The organism is Pseudomonas sp. NUPR-002, assembly GCF_056322725.1.
In genome coordinates, this window is the sequence record NZ_CM150476.1 from 5,945,137 (window position 1) to 5,963,029 (window position 17,893).

Sequence of the window (17,893 nt, forward strand, 5' to 3'; positions counted from 1 at the left end):
AAAGGTTGGCAACCTCGCCCCGGCAACGGATAATGTCCAGTTTTTCCACCTGCGCATCGAAGCGCTACCGCGCTCGCGGTTGAAAGAGAAGCCCATGAAAGACACCATTCGCCAGCTTATCCAGCAAGCCCTCACCCAACTCGTCACCGACGGTGTGTTGCCTGAAGGGCTGACGCCGGCGATCCAGGTGGAAAACGCCCGGGACAAAACCCACGGCGACTTCGCCAGCAATATCGCGATGATGCTCGCCAAGCCGGCCGGCATGAAGCCGCGTGACCTGGCGGAAAAAATCATTGCCGCACTGCCTGCCGATGAGCAGGTCAGCAAGGTCGAAATCGCCGGCCCGGGCTTTCTCAACTTCTTCCAGAATACCCAAGCCCTGGCTGCCCGCCTGGATGCAGCCCTGGCCGATGCCAAACTCGGGGTGAAAAAGGCCGGCCCGCAGCAGAAGGTCGTGGTCGACCTGTCGGCGCCTAACCTGGCCAAGGAAATGCACGTTGGCCACCTGCGCTCGACCATCATCGGCGACGCGGTATCTCGCGTGCTGGAATTCCTCGGCGATACCGTGGTGCGTCAGAACCACGTCGGCGACTGGGGCACTCAGTTCGGCATGCTGATGGCGTACCTTCAGGAAAACCCGATCACCAGCGACGAGCTGTCTGACCTGGAAAACTTCTATCGCGCCGCGAAAAAGCGCTTTGACGAGTCGGAAGAGTTTGCCGACCGCGCCCGTGGCCTGGTGGTCAAGCTGCAAGCCGGTGACGAGGAATGCCTGAAGCTGTGGACCCGCTTCAAGGACATCTCGCTGTCGCACTGCCAGAAGACCTACGACCTGCTCAACGTCAAACTGACCATGGCCGACGTCATGGGCGAAAGCGCCTACAACGACGACCTCGCCAACGTCATCAACGACCTCAAGGCCAAGGGCCTGCTGGTCGAGAGCAAGGGCGCCCAGTGCGTGTTCCTTGATGAATTCAAGACCGCTGAAGGCGAACCACTGCCGGTAATCGTGCAGAAAGCCGACGGCGGCTACCTGTACGCCACCACCGACCTGGCGGCCGTACGCTACCGCAGCAACGTGCTCAAAGCTGATCGCGCCCTGTACTTCGTCGACCAGCGTCAGGCCCTGCACTTCAACCAGGTGTTCGAAGTGGCGCGCCTGGCCGGCTTCGTTGGCCATCCGATGGACATGGAGCACATGGGCTTCGGCACCATGAACGGCGCCGATGGCCGTCCGTTCAAGACCCGCGACGGTGGCACGGTGAAGCTGATCGACCTGCTCACCGAAGCCAAGGAGCGCGCCTACGCCCTGGTCAAAGAGAAGAACCCTGAGCTGCCAGAAGATGAACTGCGCGCTATCGGCCAGGTGGTAGGCATCGACGCGGTGAAATACGCCGACCTGTCCAAGCACCGCACCAGCGACTACAGCTTCAACTTCGAACTGATGCTCAACTTCGAAGGCAACACCGCGCCGTACCTGCTGTACGCCTACACCCGTGTTGCTGGCGTATTCCGCAAACTGGGCAAAAGCTTCGACGAAGTGGACGGCAAGATCGTCCTGCAGGCCGCTCAGGAGCAAGACCTGGCCGCGCGCCTGGCCCAGTTCGGTGAAATCCTGAACAACGTCGCCGAGAAAGGTACCCCGCACGTACTCTGCGCCTACCTGTACGACGTTGCCGGCCTGTTCTCCAGCTTCTACGAGAACTGCCCGATCCTGGCTGCCGAAACCCCTGAACAACAGCAGAGCCGCCTGCGCCTGGCCGCCCTGACTGGCCGTACCCTCAAGCAAGGTCTGGAGCTGCTCGGCCTGGAAACCCTGGAGCGTATGTAAGTTGGCTGCCAAGAAAAAACCCGCACCCAAGCGCGGCGCCAGCCGCAACCAGGCCCCGGCAAAGCAACCGATTCCGGGCTGGTTGTGGCTGGCGATCGGCCTGACCGTCGGCGCCTTCATTGTGTTTCTGATGAAACTTGAGCCGGGCAACGAAGAAGTCAAACGCAGCAAGCCTGAACAGCTGAAAGCCGAGAAGGCTGCCGAAGCCAACAAGACCGCGCCTAGCCCGCAACAGCCGGTCAAGCCCAAGTACGACTTCTACACCTTGCTGCCCGAATCGGAAGTGATCGTGCCGCCGGAAGCCGTACCGGAGAAAACCCCGCCGGTACCGGCGCAGCCTCCGGTCACTCCGGCGGAAGCAGCCAAGATCGACACTGCGCGGGCTCAGGCGGCGCTGATGGGGCAAACGCCACCGCCCGCGCCACCGGTGATCAAGCCTGCGGCGACCACCCAGTTCTTCCTGCAGGCCGGGTCGTTCCGCAAACAGGCGGACGCCGACAAAGTGCGGGCACAGATCATCCTCCTTGGCCAGGCGGTCAAGGTCGAGTCGGGTACGGTGAAAGAAGAAACCTGGTACCGGGTGCTGGTCGGCCCGTTCAGCAATCGCGAACAACTGACCGTGGCCCAGAAACAACTGGCCGGCAGCGGCTTCAGCAACCTGCTGCTGCAACAGCGCCAGACCCGCCAGTAACCCTGCGTGGGGCCTTGTCGGCAACGACAAGGCCGCCGTTGCGTCAACGACGCTGGGCGTTGGCCAGCGATACCTGGGTGTTCAGCGTCCAGAAGTCATACAAGATCCCCACCAGAAACAGCCCACCCGTGCACAGGTAGATGATCCCGGTGATCCATTTGCCCTGGTACATGCGGTGCACGCCGAACACGCCGAGAAAGGTCAGCAGAATCCAGCTCAGGCTGTAGTCCAGTGGGCCGGCATGGAAACGCAGATCAGCCTCGCGATCCATCGACGGGATCAGGAACAGGTCGATCAGCCAGCCGATGCCCAACAGGCCCAGGGTGAAGAACCAGATCGTCCCGGTAACCGGTTTACCGTAGTAAAACCGGTGCGCCCCGGTGAATCCGAAAATCCACAGCAGGTAACCGATCACCTTGCTGTGAGTGTCGTGCAGCTGCCCATCCTGTTGATAACTGTTCATTCATAGCCTCTGCGGGTTATCGATAAATTTTCTAAGAAAAAATGTGACTTTTTCGTGTCAGGGCGACGTATGGCAGCGCTCCAATCGACCAACGGATCAGAAATTGATCAAAAAGCTGTTATAAAGTTGCGCGCTAACCAACCAAGAGCCCTGCCTATGCGTCCTTTTTTGAAGACATGGCTAACCATTTGCCTATTATTGCCACTGGCCGCCCACGCCACCAACCGTGAGCAACGTCTACCCAACGGTTTTTCCGGGTACACCACAAATTCCAACGCTGTACGTTCCAGCTCCAGCAAGCACGTCAGCAGCAAAGCCCAGCCGCGTAGCTACTCCAGCAAGCCAGGCTTACCGGTCGCCGCAATGTCGCCGCAACAAAGCAGCGAAGTGCTCAGCCGTGCCGTCAATGTGCTGGGCACGCCTTACCGCTGGGGCGGTAGCACCCCGAGCAGAGGCTTCGACTGCAGCGGCCTGGTCAAGTACGCGTTCCACGGCATCGAAGAAGTCGACCTGCCTCGTACCTCCAGCGCCATGGCCCAGGGCCAGGGTGTGAAGGTCAATCGCAACGACCTCAAGCCCGGCGACCTGATCTTTTTCAACATCAAGAGCCGTCGGGTCAACCATGTTGCCATTTACCTGGGCAACGACCGCTTCATTCATGCCCCGCGCACCGGTAAGCGCGTCAGCATCGACACGCTGAACAAGCCGTACTGGCGCAGCCGCTACGTGGTAGCCAAGCGCGTACTGCCAAAAAGTCAGCAATTGGCCCTGGCCAACCGTTAACACCATTGATGCGTCCGCTCGCGGGCGCTTTCAAGGCTGATCACACCGCGCGACAGCAGGCCCTGCAGACAACCGTCAAGGGTTTGCATGCCTTGCGCCGCACCCATCTGCATCGTCGAGTACAACTGCGCCACCTTGCCTTCACGCACCAGGTTACGTACCGCGGGCGTGGCCAGCAGAATTTCGTGCGCCGCAACCCGCCCGCCGCCGACCTTGTCGACCAACACCTGCGACACCACCGCCTGCAGGGCTTCGGCCAGCATGGTGCGCACCAGGTGTTTTTCCTCTGCGCTGAACACGTCCACCAAACGATCAATAGTCTTTGCCGCTGACCCGGCGTGCACGGTCGCCAACACCAAGTGCCCGGTTTCTGCCGCCGTCAGGGCCAGGCGGATGGTCTGCGCATCACGCAGCTCGCCAAGCATGATCACATCAGGGTCCTGACGCAGGGCACCGCGCAAGGCCTGGGCAAAGCCGGCACTGTGGCGGCCGATTTCGCGCTGACTGATCAGGCTGCGCTGAGGCCGGTGAACAAATTCAATCGGGTCTTCGAGGGTCAGGATATGCAACGCCTGCTCGCGGTTAAGGTGGTCGAGCAACGCGGCCAGGGTGGTGGATTTGCCCGACCCCGTCGGCCCGGTGATCAGCACCAGCCCCGCCGGCAACTCGGCAATCTGACGAAACACCTCACCCAGTCCCAGGTCGCTCAGCGTGCTCACCTGACTTGGAATCACCCGAAGCACCGCTGCAGGGCCTCGGCACTGGACAAAGGCATTGACCCGAAACCGCGCAAGATCGGCTACGGCTAGCGAAAAGTCGATATCCAGATGTGTTTCAAAATCCTTTTTCTGCGCCGTCGTCATCAACTGGTTCAGCAGCTCAAGCACCTGTTCAGCGCTCAGCGCCGGTAAATCCAGGCGGCACAATTGCCCATCCAGGCGTACGGTCGGCACCTCCGACGCGGCCAGGTGCAGGTCCGAGGCCCCGGCATTTATTGCCAGGGTCAGCAGTTCAGTCACATCCATGAGACTCCCCAAAGGCTGCCAAGCAGGTAGAATGCCGCAGACCCAAAGAGCCGCTGGCATCGATCAATGTCCACCATAGCAGACAACCTTTCCACGCTCGCCGCCCGCATCAGCGCTGCTGCGCAGGCCGCAGGGCGCGCGCCGTCCGACATCCGCCTGCTGGCGGTAAGCAAAACCAAACCCGCCAGCGCCGTGCGCGAGGCCTTTGCCGCAGGGGTGCGCGATGTCGGCGAGAACTACCTGCAAGAAGCCTTGAACAAACAAGGCGAATTGACCGACCTGCCCTTGACCTGGCACTTCATCGGCCCCATTCAGTCGAACAAGACTCGTGCAATTGCCGAGCATTTTGACTGGGTACATTCCGTGGACCGCCTGAAAATCGCCCAACGCCTGTCCGAGCAACGCCCTGACAGCCTTGCCGCGCTGAACATCTGCCTGCAGGTCAACGTCAGCGGTGAGGCCAGCAAGTCTGGCTGTACGCCTGAGGAGCTGCCCGCTTTGGCCGCCGCTATCGCCGCCTTACCGCGGTTGAAACTGCGCGGGCTGATGGCAATCCCAGAGCCGACCGATGATCGTGTCGCTCAGGAAGCCGCTTTTGCCCGGGTTCGCGAACTGCAAGCCAGCCTGGGGCTGGGCCTGGACACGCTGTCGATGGGTATGAGCCACGATCTGGAAGCGGCCATCGCCCAAGGCGCAACGTGGGTGCGAATCGGCACCGCGCTGTTCGGCGCCCGCGACTATGGCCAAGCCTGAAACATGCCTTTCAACTTTTCCCTTAAGGACCTGACATGAGCAAGACTCGTATTGCCTTTATCGGCGCCGGCAACATGGCCGCCAGCCTGATCGGCGGCCTGCGCGCCCAGGGCCTGGACGCCTCGCAGATCCGCGCCAGTGATCCGGGTGCCGAGCAGCGGGCAAAAATCCATGCCGAGCATGGCATTGAAATGTTTGCCAACAACGCCGATGCCGTCGAAGGCGCCGATGTTGTCGTCCTGGCGGTCAAGCCCCAGGCCATGAAAGCCGTGTGCGAAGCGCTCAAGCCGAGCCTCAAGCCTGAGCAACTGGTGGTGTCGATCGCCGCCGGGATCACCTGCGCCAGCATGAACAACTGGCTCGGCGCCCAGCCGATTGTGCGTTGCATGCCCAATACTCCAGCACTGCTGCGCCAAGGCGTGAGCGGTCTGTTCGCCACTGCCGAAGTGTCTGCTGCACAGCGCCAGCAGGCCGAACAGCTGCTGTCAGCCGTCGGTATTGCCCTGTGGCTGGACACCGAGCAGCAACTGGATGCGGTGACCGCCGTCTCAGGCAGCGGCCCGGCCTACTTTTTCCTGTTGATCGAAGCGATGACCGCCGCCGGTGAAAAACTCGGCCTGCCACGCGAAACCGCCGCCAAGCTGACCCTGCAAACCGCCCTGGGCGCCGCGCACATGGCTGTCAGCAGCGACGTCGATGCCGCCGAGCTGCGCCGCCGCGTGACCTCCCCGGCTGGCACCACGGAAGCGGCGATCAAGTCGTTCCAGGCCGATGGATTTGAAGCGCTGGTGGAAAAAGCGCTGGGCGCTGCCGCGCATCGCTCGGCCGAGATGGCCGAACAACTGGGCAACTAAGGAGCCGAACATGATCGGATTGAACACCGCTGCCAGCTATATTGTGCAAACCCTGGGCAGCCTTTACCTGCTGATCATCATGCTGCGTTTCATCCTGCAGCTGGTACGCGCCGACTTCTACAACCCACTCAGCCAGTTTGCCGTGCGTGCCACCCAGCCGCTGCTCAAGCCCATGCGCCGGATCATTCCAAGCCTGTTCGGCCTGGACATGTCTTCGTTGCTGCTGGCGATCATCGTGCAGATGCTGGTCATGGGCCTGACCCTGCTGCTGAACTACGGCACCATCGGTAACCCGGTGCAGCTGCTGATCTGGTCGATCATTGGCGTCACCGCGCTGTTCCTGAACATTTTCTTCTTTGCCCTGATCATCAGTGTGATCCTCTCCTGGGTCGCTCCGGGCAGCCACAACCCGGGCGCCGAGCTGGTCAATCAGATCTGCGATCCGTTCCTGGCGCCGTTCCGCCGCCTGCTGCCGAATCTGGGCGGCCTGGATATTTCGCCGATCCTGGCGTTCATGGCCATCAAGTTGATCGACATGCTGGTAATCAACAACCTGGCGGCAATGACCGGGATGCCGGAAATTCTGCGCCTGTTGATGTGAGTTTTCGCGGGGCAAGCCCGCTCCTGTAGGAGCGGGCTTGCCCCACGATGCTTTTCTTGCCGCACAGATCAACGGTCTTTAGACTTACGCCTCATTTAAGCGTGAGCAGGGTCGATGTCCACTGTCTTTCCCGAAGATTCGGTCGGTCTGGTAACACCGCAACTGGCGCAGTTCAACGAGCCCCTGGCCCTGGCCTGCGGCCGCTCGCTCGCCACCTATGAACTGATCTACGAAACCTACGGCACCCTCAACAGCACGGCCAGCAATGCCGTACTGATTTGCCATGCGTTGTCGGGTCACCATCATGCGGCGGGCTATCACAGCCCCAACGACCGCAAGCCGGGCTGGTGGGACAGCTGCATTGGCCCAGGCAAGCCAATCGACACCAACCGTTTCTTCGTGGTCAGCCTGAACAACCTCGGCGGCTGCAATGGCAGCACTGGCCCAAGCAGCGTCAACCCGGTAACCGGCAAGCCGTATGGCGCCGACTTCCCGGTGCTGACCGTGGAAGACTGGGTGCACAGCCAGGCGCGCCTGGCCGACCGTCTGGGCATCGCACAGTGGGCCGCGGTGATTGGCGGCAGTCTGGGCGGTATGCAGGCGCTGCAGTGGACCATCACCTACCCTGACCGCGTGCGCCACTGCCTGGACATCGCCTCGGCGCCCAAGCTTTCGGCACAGAACATCGCCTTCAACGAAGTGGCACGCCAGGCCATCCTCACCGACCCGGAGTTCCACGGTGGCTCGTTCCAGGACCAGGGCGTGATCCCCAAGCGCGGGCTGATGCTGGCGCGCATGGTCGGGCACATCACCTACCTGTCGGACGACTCCATGGGCGAGAAATTCGGCCGTGAGCTGAAAAGCGACAAGCTCAACTACGACTTCCACAGCGTCGAGTTCCAGGTCGAAAGCTACCTGCGTTATCAGGGCGAGGAATTCTCCGGGCGCTTTGACGCCAACACCTACCTGCTGATGACCAAGGCGCTGGATTACTTCGACCCGGCCGCATCGCACGGCGGCGATCTGGCGGCAACCCTGGCGCATGTCACGGCGGATTACTGCGTGATGTCGTTCACCACCGACTGGCGTTTCTCGCCAGCGCGCTCGCGGGAAATCGTCGACGCCCTGATCGCCGCACGCAAGAACGTCTGCTACCTGGATATCGACTCGCCCTATGGCCACGATGCCTTCCTGATCCCGACCCCGCGCTACATCACGGGATTCACGAACTACATGAACCGCATCGTCTGCTGAGGAACCTATGAGAGCCGACCTGGAAATCATCCAAGACTGGATCCCCGCCGGCAGCCGGGTACTCGACCTCGGTTGCGGTACCGGTGAACTGCTGGCCTCGCTGCGTGACAACAAGCAGGTCAGCGGCTACGGCCTGGAAATCGACCCCGACAACATTGCCCAGTGCGTGGCCAAGGGCGTCAACGTCATCGAGCAGGACCTGGACAAAGGCCTGGGCAATTTCGCCAGCAACAGCTTCGACGTGGTGGTCATGACCCAGGCCCTGCAGGCTGTGGAATACCCTGACCGGATCCTCGACGAAATGCTGCGCGTGGGCCGCCAGTGCATCATCACCTTCCCCAATTTCGGTCACTGGCGCTGCCGCTGGTACCTGGCGACCAAAGGTCGCATGCCAGTTTCCGACTTCATGCCGTATACCTGGTACAACACGCCGAACATCCACTTCTGCACCTTTGAAGACTTCGAGGCGTTGTGCAGCGAACGTCGCGCACAAGTTCTCGACCGCCTGGCCGTTGACCATTTGCACCGCCACGGGTGGGCGAGCAAGCTATGGCCTAATCTTCTAGGGGAGATCGGCATTTACCGTGTCAGCAGCCCCGGCCTTACCGAACACAAGGTCGCGGTTTAACCCGCACACTGGAGGAGAACGATCATGGGTCGCTTGTTGAGTTTTCTACTGGCTGGCTGCCTGAGCATGACGGCGGTTGCCGCCGATGCCATCAAGGGCGAGCGCCAGGAAGTTTTTGGTGATACCACGGTGCACTACAGCACCTTTATCTCGACCTTCCTGCAGCCGGACATCGCCAAGGCGGCGGAGCTGGTGCGCAGCAAGAACCAGGGCGTGATCAACGTCTCGGTGATCAAGGCCGGCACACCGGTGGTCACCCAGGTCAGCGGCAGCGTCAAAGATCTCACCAGCAATTCGATCCCGCTGAAATTCAAGCAGATCACCGAACAAGGCGCGATCTACTACATCGCCCAGTTCCCTGTTGAGCAACAGGAAACCCGTACCTTCACTATCGACGTTGGCATTGGTGGTAAAACCGAGACCATCAGTTTCAACCAAGAGCTTTTCCCAGGCGAATGATGACTTTCAAGCAAATCGTATTGGCCAGCCACAACGCCGGCAAACTCAAAGAACTGCAGGCGATGCTCGGTGATACCGTGCAACTGCGCTCGATTGGCGAGTTCAGCAGCATCGAGCCCGAAGAAACCGGCCTGTCGTTCGTCGAGAACGCCATCCTCAAGGCACGCAATGCCGCGCGCATTTCCGGCATGCCGGCCCTGGCGGATGATTCGGGCCTGGCCGTGGACTTCCTTGGCGGCGCTCCGGGCATCTACTCGGCACGCTATGCCGACGGCAAAGGCGATGCGGCCAACAACGCCAAGCTGCTGGATGTCCTCAAGGATGTGCCACAGGAGCAGCGCGGCGCTCAGTTCGTCTGTGTGCTGGCACTGGTACGCCACGCTGACGATCCACTGCCGATCCTGTGCGAAGGCCTGTGGCATGGCCGCATCCTGACCGAAGCCAGCGGCGAGCATGGTTTTGGCTACGACCCGCTGTTCTGGGTACCTGAACGCAACTGCTCCAGCGCCGAACTCAGCCCCGGCGACAAGAACCAGATCAGCCACCGTGCCCGTGCCATGAGCCTGTTGCGTCAACGTCTGGGCCTGGCATGACCGATCGTTCGCCGGCACAGCCACTGCACCTGGGCGAGGCTGGCTTTACTTCCCAAGCACCGCGGGCGGCCTTGCCACAGCTGCCGCCCCTGGCGCTGTACATCCATATCCCCTGGTGCGTGCGTAAATGCCCGTACTGTGACTTCAACTCCCACGCCGCCACCCCGGAGCTTCCGGAACAGGCCTACGTCGATGCCTTGCTGGCTGATCTCGACCAGGAACTGGGCGCCGTGTATGGCCGCCCGATCAGCTCGATCTTCTTTGGCGGTGGCACCCCCAGCCTGTTCAGCGCCAATGCCTTGGGCCGCTTGTTGGCAGGTGTGGAGCAACGCATCCCGTTTGCCGCTGATATTGAAATCACCCTGGAAGCCAACCCCGGGACCTTTGAGCAGGAGAAGTTCAAGGCCTACCGACAACTGGGGATCAATCGCCTGTCGATCGGTATCCAGAGCTTCCAGCAGGCCAAGCTTGAAGCGTTGGGCCGGATTCACAATGGTGACGAAGCCATTCGCGCCGCCGATATGGCGCGCAATGCCGGGTTCGATAACTTCAACCTCGACCTGATGCACGGCCTGCCCGATCAGTCGCTGGAAGATGCCCTGGGCGACTTGCGCCAGGCGATCGCGCTCAACCCCACGCACCTGTCCTGGTACCAGCTGACGCTGGAGCCCAACACGGTGTTCTGGAACCAGCCGCCGCTGCTGCCTGAAGACGACATCCTCTGGGATATTCAGGAAGCTGGCCAAGCCTTGCTGGCCAGACACGGCTACAGCCAGTACGAAGTGTCGGCCTATGCCCAGCCGGGGCGTGCCGCGCGACACAACCTCAACTACTGGAGCTTTGGCGATTTCATCGGCATCGGCGCGGGCGCCCACGGCAAACTCAGCCACCCCGACGGCCGTATCCTGCGGACCTGGAAGACCCGCCTGCCCAAGGACTACCTGAACCCGGCCAAAGCCTTCAAGGCCGGCGAGAAGCTGCTGCCGGTGGATGAGCTGCCGTTTGAGTTCCTGATGAACGCCTTGCGCCTGACTCAGGGCGTGGACGCCGAACTGTTCAGCCAACGCACCGGACTGCCGCTGGAACAGCTGGCTGCGGCCCGCCGTGAAGCCGAACAAAAGGGCCTTTTGCAGGTCGAAACGTCGCGGCTGGTCGCTACCCCACGGGGCCAGTTGTTCCTCAACGACTTGCTGCAGTATTTCTTGACCTAAGGATTTCGAATGGACTTGGTACTCGACCTGCTTTCGACCGTTTCGCGCTGGAGTCGCAGTAATCTGTCGGAGATCTCACTGGCGCTTGTGGGCTGCTTGCTGGTGCTGTTTGGCACCGACATCAAAGGCTGGGTCGAACAACGCCTGGGCGGCCTGGCAGGCGCCTTGCGCGTCCCGTTCATGGCCTTGCTGGTGATGATCGGCAGTGGTGCGGCGCTGATCTATGCCACGCCGTGGGTGGTGAAAGGCCTGGCGCAGTTCAACAACTATGCGTTGGCGCCGGTATTGCTGGTTGTGCTGGTGTTGATCGGCGTGGTTGCTGATCGGCGCTGAATAAACATCGCGGGGCAAGCCCGCTCCCACAGCACCTGTAGGAGCGGGCTTGCCCCGCGATCGATTTACGCCAGCTTCTCGAACTTCAAATCCCACACCCCATGCCCAAGTCGCTCGCCACGGCGTTCGAACTTGGTGATCGGGCGTTCAGCCGGACGCTCTACGCACTTGCCATCGGCCGCCAGGTTGCGATAACCCGGGGCGACATTCATCACTTCCAGCATGTATTCAGCATAGGGCTCCCAGTCGGTGGCCATATGGAACACACCGCCCACCTTGAGCTTGCTGCGCACCAGAGCGGCGAACTCAGGCTGAACAATGCGGCGCTTGTGATGACGGCTCTTGTGCCAAGGATCAGGGAAGAACAGCATCAGGCGATCAAGGCTGTTGTCTGCCACGCACTTGTTCAGCACTTCAATGGCATCGCAGTCATACACCCGCAGGTTCTTCAGGCCCTGGGTCAGCACACCGTTAAGCAGCGCGCCAACACCCGGACGGTGTACTTCTACACCGATGAAGTCCTGCTCTGGCGCGGCAGCAGCCATTTCCAACAGGGAATGGCCCATGCCGAAACCGATTTCCAGGGTGCGCGGCGCCGAACGGCCAAACACCTGGTCGTAGTCTACCGGGCTATCGGCCAACGGCAGGATGAACAACGGCCCACCCTGCTCCAGGCCACGCTGCTGGCCTTCGGTCATGCGCCCGGCGCGCATCACGAAACTCTTGATGCGGCGGTGTTGGCGCTCTTCGCCTTCGGTGGAGATCGGCGTTTCTTGCGATTCAGTCATCAGGGGCTCTTACTTGATCAGACCATCCAGCGGCGACGAGGCGCTGGCATAGAGTTTTTTCGGCATGCGCCCGGCGAGGTACGCCAGACGACCGGCAACGATAGCGTGCTTCATGGCTTCAGCCATCATGATCGGCTGCTGGGCATTGGCAATCGCCGAGTTCATCAGCACGGCCTCGCAGCCCATTTCCATGGCGATGGTCGCATCCGAAGCGGTACCGACACCGGCATCAACCAGCACAGGCACTTTCGATTCTTCGAGGATGATCTGCAGGTTGTACGGGTTGCAGATGCCAAGACCAGTACCAATCAGGCCAGCCAGTGGCATGACCGCGATGCAACCGGCTTCCGCCAGCTGGCGGGCGATGATCGGGTCATCGCTGGTGTAGACCATCACGTCGAAACCGTCCTTGACCAGCACTTCGGCGGCCTTGAGGGTTTCGATCACGTTAGGGAACAGGGTTTTCTGGTCGGCCAACACTTCCAGCTTGACCAGATTGTGACCATCGAGCAGTTCACGGGCCAGGCGGCAGGTGCGCACGGCTTCGACCGCGTCGTAGCAGCCCGCAGTGTTTGGCAAAATGGTGTAGCGATCCGGCGGCAGCACATCGAGCAGGTTCGGCTCGCCCGGGTTCTGGCCAATGTTGGTGCGACGCACAGCAACGGTGACGATCTCGGCACCCGAGGCTTCGATGGCCAGGCGGGTTTCTTCAAGGTCACGGTATTTGCCGGTGCCGACCAGCAGGCGCGACTGGAAGGTACGGCCGGCCAGAGTGAAGGGCTTGTCGGTGCGAAGGTTGCTCATCGGAAATCCTCTGAAAGGTTGAGGGACTTGCAAGGTGATCCTGGGGCCCTAGCCGCCGCCGATGGCATGCACGACTTCGACCTGGTCGCCGTCACGCAACGCCGTGGCGGCGTGCTGGCTACGTGGCACGATATCCAGGTTGAGCTCTACCGCGACACGGCGCCCGACAAGGTCCAGGCGGGTCAGCAGGGCCTCGACGCTTTCGCCATCGGGCAACTCGAAGGGTTCACCGTTCAATTGAATGCGCATGCGCACGGCCACCATTGTTTTTAGGGGCCCGCATTCTAGCCCTGATCAGGTGCTGCGACCAAGGCCAAGCATTGCCATTCGTCTCGATTTGGACCGCCGAGTCAAGCCAGGCGCCAGGCAGCGAGCCCCAGGCACAGCCAGCCAGCGAGGAAGGCCATGCCGCCAATCGGGGTGATCATGCCCAGTTTGCCGATACCGCTGAGGGTCAACAGGTACAGGCTACCGGAGAACAACACAATCCCTAGGGCAAACAGACCACCGGCCCAGGCAACCAGGCGACCGGGCAATTGCGTGGCCAGCACGGCAACGCCGAGCAGCGCCAGGGCGTGCACCAGCTGGTAGGTGACCCCGGTGTGGAAGACTGCCAGGTATTCGCTGCTCAGGCGGCCTTTCAAGCCATGTGCGGCAAAGGCGCCCAGGGCTACACCGGTAAAGCCGAAAAAGGCAGCGAGCATGAGAAAACTACGCAACATGAGGCGACTCCTAGTCATCACAGGGTCTGTATAATGGCCCGCTCATTCGGTTCGGCCAAGCCATCTCTATGTTGTCGTCCATTATCCGCCGTCTTACCCGCGCCCTGCTCTGGTTCGCTGCTGGCAGCGCATTGTTGGTGCTGGTACTGCGCTGGGTTCCGCCACCGGGCACGGCGCTGATGGTCGAGCGCAAGGTCGAATCCTGGTTCAATGGCCAGCCCATTGACCTGCAGCGCGACTGGGAGCCCTGGGAGCGCATTTCCGACGAGCTCAAAGTGGCGGTCATTGCCGGCGAAGACCAGAAATTCGCCAACCATTGGGGCTTCGACTTTATCGCCATCCAAGCTGCACTGGCGCACAACGAGCGCGGTGGCAGCATTCGCGGCGCCAGCACCCTGAGCCAACAAGTGGCCAAGAATCAGTTTCTCTGGTCGGGGCGCAGTTGGTTGCGCAAAGGCCTGGAGGCCTGGTTTACCGCCCTGATCGAACTGCTCTGGTCCAAGGAGCGGATACTGGAGGTGTACCTCAATAGCGCCGAATGGGGTGAAGGTGTGTTTGGTGCCCAGGCTGCGGCGCAACATCACTTTGGCGTCGACGCCAGCCGCTTGAGCCGCCAGCAGGCCAGCCTACTGGCCGCCGTGCTACCCAGCCCGCTCAGATGGAGCGCTAGCCGCCCCAGCAGCTACGTGGCACGGCGTGCGGGCTGGATTCGCCAACAGATGCGCCAATTGGGTGGCAGCGACTACCTCGCGCAATTGGACAGCCCACGCAAGGCACCCTGGAACCAATAAAAACCCGGCAAAGCGCACACTTTGCCGGGTTTTCATTGTTTGCCGATTACGGGGTAAACGCCTTAGAACGCGCCCATGTAATCACGCTTGCCCACTTCCACACCATTGTGACGCAGGATTGCGTACGTGGTGGTGACATGGAAGAAGAACTGCGGCAGGCCGTAGGTCAGCAAGTAGGCCTGACCAGTGAAGCGCTTCTCTTTCGGCGTACCCGGACGGGTCACGATTTCAATACCTTCCTTGCCATCGATCTGCGCTGGCGCAACGCTGTCCAGGAACGCTAGTACCTTGCTGATCAATGCTTGCAGCTCAGCAAAGGTGGTTTCGCTGTCGTCGTATTTTGGCAGCTCGACCTCAGCCAGACGTGCCGATACACCCTTGGCGAAATCAACCGCGATCTGCACCTGGCGAACCAGTGGAAACATGTCCGGATAAAGGCGTGCCTGCAGAAAGACGCTCGGATCAATGTTTTTAGCCGTAGCGTGAGCTTCAGCCTTGTTCAAAACCTCACTCAAGGCGTTGAGCATTTGCTTGAAAACAGGAACAGAAGCGGCATACAAGGAAATGGTCATAACAGTCTCGACATGGGTGGCGGAAAAAGTGACGGGGCCAACGTGGCGCGATTATAGACCGGCGCTGTCGCCTGAATGGCCCAGCACCATAAAAAAAGGTTCTTCACGGATTGTCGATTTGGTACGAATTTGAGCGCGGAAGCTCAAAATTACGAAAGATTTTGCGGATGAAATTACGAACTTCATCTCCCGTAGTTTCGACGGAGCTGAAATTTTCAGTTACCGAGCAAAATTGACCAACATCCGCACTGAAAGACAAGCTCTCGGCGTCTACATGAAGTGGCCCAAGGACTTGACATGAACAAGGAAAAACCGAAAAAGCCTTTCGACGATCAATGGGGGCAGAAGCTTCCGAACGGTGGAGCCTCTTGGGCCGCGTTTAATCCTCCCCGCGATCCAGAGCCGGTGGCCTACATTGCAAAAGATGAATGGCCAGCAACAAAGCCGCGTAGCGACCGCGTATTTGCCAAATCCTGCGCACCGGGAAACTGGTGCAGCACCAAGCCGGGTACCGACACCGTACCCGCCTCAGACTTTGGCAAAGTCATGCTGGCTGCTCCCATGCTTGTGCCCTCGTCAATCGAAGCGATTGGACTGACGGCAGGCTTCGACGCAGTGCTGGGACGCATAGCCGGTAGCGGCATCCTGCAAAAGGGGTTCAGATGGGCCCTGCGAGGCAGCCCTGCCGGCGTATTCATCGCTGGAATGCTCCCAGCCGAGATGGGCGATGGGACGCTCTACAATGATGACGATCTGCGTCAGATGAGCCATGCACCTACCCGCGTCCGCTTTCAGTTCCGCCGTGATAGTGAAGGTGTAATGCAGGTCTATGGTATTCATACCGGACCGACCGGTGACGATTCTGTTCGCACGGTGCAGGTCAAATGGAATGCCAACAAAACGGTGCTCGAAGCGGATCTGAACGGCATCACCATTTTATGGACCCCCAGAGGACCGCTAGCCATCCCGTCCATGTCCCACCCCGAGCAGCGCAGTGGCGATCCCATCATCCTTGTTCATCCGATACAGGAAAACAAAGACTCGGCGATTGAGGTTTATCCAACTGGCGAGGACGTTGAAACCCACGACTGTATATTGGTGTTCCCGGCAAACACCGGTCTTAGCTCGCTGTATCTGGTATTCACACGACCTATTGGCGGTGACCACAGCTATCATCCTCCCCCCAAAGGGCTCACGGCTTTTCCTGATGCCAAGATTGCCCCGCGTAAAACGCCAATAAAAGGCGGGGGCGGTCTGCGCAAAAGGTGGAAAACCAGCGACGGCATCATTTACGAGTGGGATAGCCAGCATGGCACCGTTGAAAAATACAACAAACGGGGAAAGCACCTTGGGGAGTTCAACCCAAATACTGGCGAGCAAACGAAAGATACGGACAATGCGCGCGAGGTGGAACCTTGAAATACATCATTGAAGCATTCGATAAAGAGACCGAACAACTAGCTTATGAAATCACTCTGCCTGACGGATGCGATACACAGCTAGCGGAAATCATGGGGTGGATAGCGCCCCAGCGAGGGGATGAAGGATACAACCTGACCAGCGAACAGGTGGCGGCGATTGAAGTGCTCGCCAACAGAACCATTCACGAACACGACCATATCCTGCAGCTCACCTGCAACATCGATTAATTGTCTGACCGAGGGGGGGCGTGCCGAACGGGAGGCAGCCGTAACTCTTGATGATGCCGTAACGGGATAAGCACACATTTGCAGTGCACAACCCAGTCCTGCCCCATCTACCCACGAAAATCCGTGAACCTAAAAAAAGCCCCGACACGTCGGGGCTTTTTGTTTGTGGCGTATCGCGACTTAGATTGCGATCAAGGCTTTCACCTTGTTCATCGCATTCTTTTCCAACTGACGGATCCGCTCGGCAGACACGCTGTATTTCTCAGCCAGGTCATGCAGGGTGGCCTTTTCCTCGGCCAGCCAGCGCTGGTAAAGAATGTCACGGCTGCGATCGTCCAGGCCCTGCAGCGCTTCGTGCAAGTTGCTGGTGGAGTTGTCGCTCCAGTCGGCATCTTCCAGTTGCAGCGCCGGGTCGTAGCGGTGGTCTTCCAGGTAATTGGCCGGCGACTGGAAAGCGCTGTCGTCATCGGCTTCGGACGCTGGATCGAACGCCATGTCCTGACCGGTCAGGCGACTTTCCATCTCCCGCACTTCACGCGGCTCGACACCCAGGCTTTCGGCGACACGATGCACTTCATCGTTGTTCAGCCAGGCCAGACGTTTCTTCTGGCTGCGCAGGTTGAAGAACAGCTTGCGCTGGGCCTTGGTGGTGGCGACTTTGACAATGCGCCAGTTACGCAGGATGAACTCGTGAATCTCGGCCTTGATCCAGTGCACGGCAAAGGACACCAGACGCACACCCATTTCCGGGTTGAAACGTTTGACCGCTTTCATCAGGCCAACATTGCCTTCCTGAATCAGGTCAGCCTGGGCCAGCCCGTAGCCGGAATAGCTGCGAGCGATATGTACGACAAAACGCAGGTGGGCGAGCACCATCTGCCGAGCTGCCTCAAGATTCTGCTCGTAGTAGAGACTCTCGGCCAGTTCACGCTCCTGCTCCGGCGTCAGCAGTGGAATGCTGTTTACCGTGTGCACATAGGCTTCCAGGTTTGCACCGGGAACCAAGGCATAGGCAGGTTGCAACGAAGTGGTCATACGAAAAAACCTCCGACTCACTAAACTCGTGCCCGTGGGCACTGCCAACATTG

22 protein-coding genes and 1 pseudogene are annotated in these 17,893 nt (G+C 60.1%); 15 read left to right on the forward strand and 8 right to left on the reverse strand.

The genetic code is table 11. From position 1 onward, the window contains the following. Nucleotides 1-94: 94 nt before the first annotated feature. Together argS and ACVWSC_RS27345 are read left to right on the forward strand one after the other, a co-directional pair. A complete protein-coding gene (gene argS, locus ACVWSC_RS27340) occupies nucleotides 95-1,831 on the forward strand; it encodes an arginine--tRNA ligase (protein WP_442110533.1) in 1,737 nt (578 codons plus the stop codon). A 1-nt stretch (nucleotide 1,832) separates the two neighbouring features. Next, nucleotides 1,833-2,522: an SPOR domain-containing protein gene (locus ACVWSC_RS27345; protein WP_133214093.1), complete on the forward strand. Its 690-nt coding sequence runs from the start codon at nucleotides 1,833-1,835 to the stop codon at nucleotides 2,520-2,522. A gap of 43 nt (nucleotides 2,523-2,565) precedes the next feature. On the opposite strand, the gene ACVWSC_RS27350 is transcribed toward ACVWSC_RS27345, so the two are convergent. Then, nucleotides 2,566-2,985 (reverse strand): NINE protein, encoded by a 420-nt coding sequence (locus ACVWSC_RS27350; protein ID WP_442110535.1) that lies wholly within the window; start codon nucleotides 2,983-2,985, stop codon nucleotides 2,566-2,568. A gap of 156 nt (nucleotides 2,986-3,141) precedes the next feature. On the opposite strand from ACVWSC_RS27350, the gene ACVWSC_RS27355 reads away from it, so the two are divergent. Continuing rightward, a complete protein-coding gene (locus tag ACVWSC_RS27355) occupies nucleotides 3,142-3,768 on the forward strand; it encodes a C40 family peptidase (RefSeq protein ID WP_442110537.1) in 627 nt (208 codons plus the stop codon). Here the strand turns inward: ACVWSC_RS27355 and ACVWSC_RS27360 are convergent. After that, nucleotides 3,765-4,793: a type IV pilus twitching motility protein PilT gene (locus tag ACVWSC_RS27360; protein ID WP_442110539.1), complete on the reverse strand. Its 1,029-nt coding sequence runs from the start codon at nucleotides 4,791-4,793 to the stop codon at nucleotides 3,765-3,767. The two genes, ACVWSC_RS27355 and ACVWSC_RS27360, sit on opposite strands and share 4 nt — an antisense overlap. Nucleotides 4,794-4,859: 66 nt before the next feature. Between ACVWSC_RS27360 and ACVWSC_RS27365 the strand changes: the two genes are divergently transcribed. From ACVWSC_RS27365 to ACVWSC_RS27405, 9 genes are all read left to right on the forward strand, one after another. Beyond that, nucleotides 4,860-5,546: a YggS family pyridoxal phosphate-dependent enzyme gene (locus tag ACVWSC_RS27365; protein WP_442110541.1), complete on the forward strand. Its 687-nt coding sequence runs from the start codon at nucleotides 4,860-4,862 to the stop codon at nucleotides 5,544-5,546. Nucleotides 5,547-5,581: 35 nt separating this feature from the next. After that, nucleotides 5,582-6,400, forward strand: coding sequence for a pyrroline-5-carboxylate reductase (gene proC, locus ACVWSC_RS27370; RefSeq protein WP_442110543.1), 819 nt, complete (start codon nucleotides 5,582-5,584; stop codon nucleotides 6,398-6,400). Nucleotides 6,401-6,410: 10 nt separating this feature from the next. Beyond that, nucleotides 6,411-7,001 (forward strand): YggT family protein, encoded by a 591-nt coding sequence (locus tag ACVWSC_RS27375; RefSeq protein ID WP_442110545.1) that lies wholly within the window; start codon nucleotides 6,411-6,413, stop codon nucleotides 6,999-7,001. Nucleotides 7,002-7,115: 114 nt separating this feature from the next. Beyond that, nucleotides 7,116-8,255 carry a homoserine O-succinyltransferase MetX gene (gene metX / locus ACVWSC_RS27380; protein WP_442110547.1) on the forward strand — a complete coding sequence of 380 codons (1,140 nt, stop codon included), beginning with the start codon at nucleotides 7,116-7,118 and terminating at the stop codon, nucleotides 8,253-8,255. Nucleotides 8,256-8,262: 7 nt separating this feature from the next. Then, nucleotides 8,263-8,883 carry a methionine biosynthesis protein MetW gene (gene metW / locus ACVWSC_RS27385; RefSeq protein ID WP_442110549.1) on the forward strand — a complete coding sequence of 207 codons (621 nt, stop codon included), beginning with the start codon at nucleotides 8,263-8,265 and terminating at the stop codon, nucleotides 8,881-8,883. A gap of 24 nt (nucleotides 8,884-8,907) precedes the next feature. Then, entirely contained in the window at nucleotides 8,908-9,342 is a 435-nt protein-coding gene (locus tag ACVWSC_RS27390) for a DUF4426 domain-containing protein (protein ID WP_442110550.1), read from the forward strand. Then, a complete protein-coding gene (rdgB, locus tag ACVWSC_RS27395; protein WP_442110552.1) occupies nucleotides 9,339-9,935 on the forward strand; it encodes an RdgB/HAM1 family non-canonical purine NTP pyrophosphatase in 597 nt (198 codons plus the stop codon). Before ACVWSC_RS27390 ends, rdgB begins: the two co-directional genes overlap by 4 nt. Beyond that, a complete protein-coding gene (hemW, locus tag ACVWSC_RS27400; RefSeq protein ID WP_442110554.1) occupies nucleotides 9,932-11,146 on the forward strand; it encodes a radical SAM family heme chaperone HemW in 1,215 nt (404 codons plus the stop codon). Before rdgB ends, hemW begins: the two co-directional genes overlap by 4 nt. 9 nt (nucleotides 11,147-11,155) lie before the next feature. Further along, nucleotides 11,156-11,479, forward strand: coding sequence for a DUF3392 family protein (locus ACVWSC_RS27405; protein WP_133214071.1), 324 nt, complete (start codon nucleotides 11,156-11,158; stop codon nucleotides 11,477-11,479). A 65-nt stretch (nucleotides 11,480-11,544) separates the two neighbouring features. Here the strand turns inward: ACVWSC_RS27405 and trmB are convergent, their stop codons facing one another. The 4 genes from trmB to ACVWSC_RS27425 form a co-directional block, all read right to left on the reverse strand. Further along, nucleotides 11,545-12,267 carry a tRNA (guanosine(46)-N7)-methyltransferase TrmB gene (trmB, locus tag ACVWSC_RS27410; RefSeq protein ID WP_133214069.1) on the reverse strand — a complete coding sequence of 241 codons (723 nt, stop codon included), beginning with the start codon at nucleotides 12,265-12,267 and terminating at the stop codon, nucleotides 11,545-11,547. Nucleotides 12,268-12,276: 9 nt separating this feature from the next. Then, nucleotides 12,277-13,071 (reverse strand): thiazole synthase, encoded by a 795-nt coding sequence (locus ACVWSC_RS27415; RefSeq protein ID WP_133214067.1) that lies wholly within the window; start codon nucleotides 13,069-13,071, stop codon nucleotides 12,277-12,279. Between the two features lie 48 nt (nucleotides 13,072-13,119). Beyond that, the gene (gene thiS, locus ACVWSC_RS27420) at nucleotides 13,120-13,320 is read right to left on the reverse strand and encodes a sulfur carrier protein ThiS (RefSeq protein WP_028943904.1); all 201 of its coding nucleotides are present in this window, start codon (nucleotides 13,318-13,320) and stop codon (nucleotides 13,120-13,122) included. Nucleotides 13,321-13,421: 101 nt separating this feature from the next. Then, nucleotides 13,422-13,793 carry a DUF423 domain-containing protein gene (locus ACVWSC_RS27425; RefSeq protein ID WP_442110557.1) on the reverse strand — a complete coding sequence of 124 codons (372 nt, stop codon included), beginning with the start codon at nucleotides 13,791-13,793 and terminating at the stop codon, nucleotides 13,422-13,424. Between the two features lie 33 nt (nucleotides 13,794-13,826). Between ACVWSC_RS27425 and mtgA the strand changes: the two are divergent. Then, nucleotides 13,827-14,584, forward strand: a pseudogene (gene mtgA / locus ACVWSC_RS27430) (monofunctional biosynthetic peptidoglycan transglycosylase). A 62-nt stretch (nucleotides 14,585-14,646) separates the two neighbouring features. Here mtgA and ACVWSC_RS27435 read toward each other — a convergent pair. After that, nucleotides 14,647-15,156, reverse strand: coding sequence for a DUF1993 domain-containing protein (locus ACVWSC_RS27435; RefSeq protein WP_442110559.1), 510 nt, complete (start codon nucleotides 15,154-15,156; stop codon nucleotides 14,647-14,649). Nucleotides 15,157-15,453: 297 nt separating this feature from the next. On the opposite strand from ACVWSC_RS27435, the gene ACVWSC_RS27440 reads away from it, so the two are divergent. Continuing rightward, complete coding sequence (locus ACVWSC_RS27440) at nucleotides 15,454-16,575, forward strand: colicin E3/pyocin S6 family cytotoxin (protein ID WP_442110560.1); 1,122 nt, start codon at nucleotides 15,454-15,456, stop codon at nucleotides 16,573-16,575. Beyond that, a complete protein-coding gene (locus ACVWSC_RS27445; protein ID WP_442110562.1) occupies nucleotides 16,572-16,805 on the forward strand; it encodes a DUF7683 domain-containing protein in 234 nt (77 codons plus the stop codon). The genes ACVWSC_RS27440 and ACVWSC_RS27445 overlap by 4 nt, the downstream gene beginning before the upstream one ends. A gap of 180 nt (nucleotides 16,806-16,985) precedes the next feature. Here ACVWSC_RS27445 and rpoH read toward each other — a convergent pair whose 3' ends face one another. Continuing rightward, nucleotides 16,986-17,840 (reverse strand): RNA polymerase sigma factor RpoH, encoded by an 855-nt coding sequence (gene rpoH, locus ACVWSC_RS27450; RefSeq protein WP_038615587.1) that lies wholly within the window; start codon nucleotides 17,838-17,840, stop codon nucleotides 16,986-16,988. Between the last annotated feature and the right edge of the window lie 53 nt (nucleotides 17,841-17,893).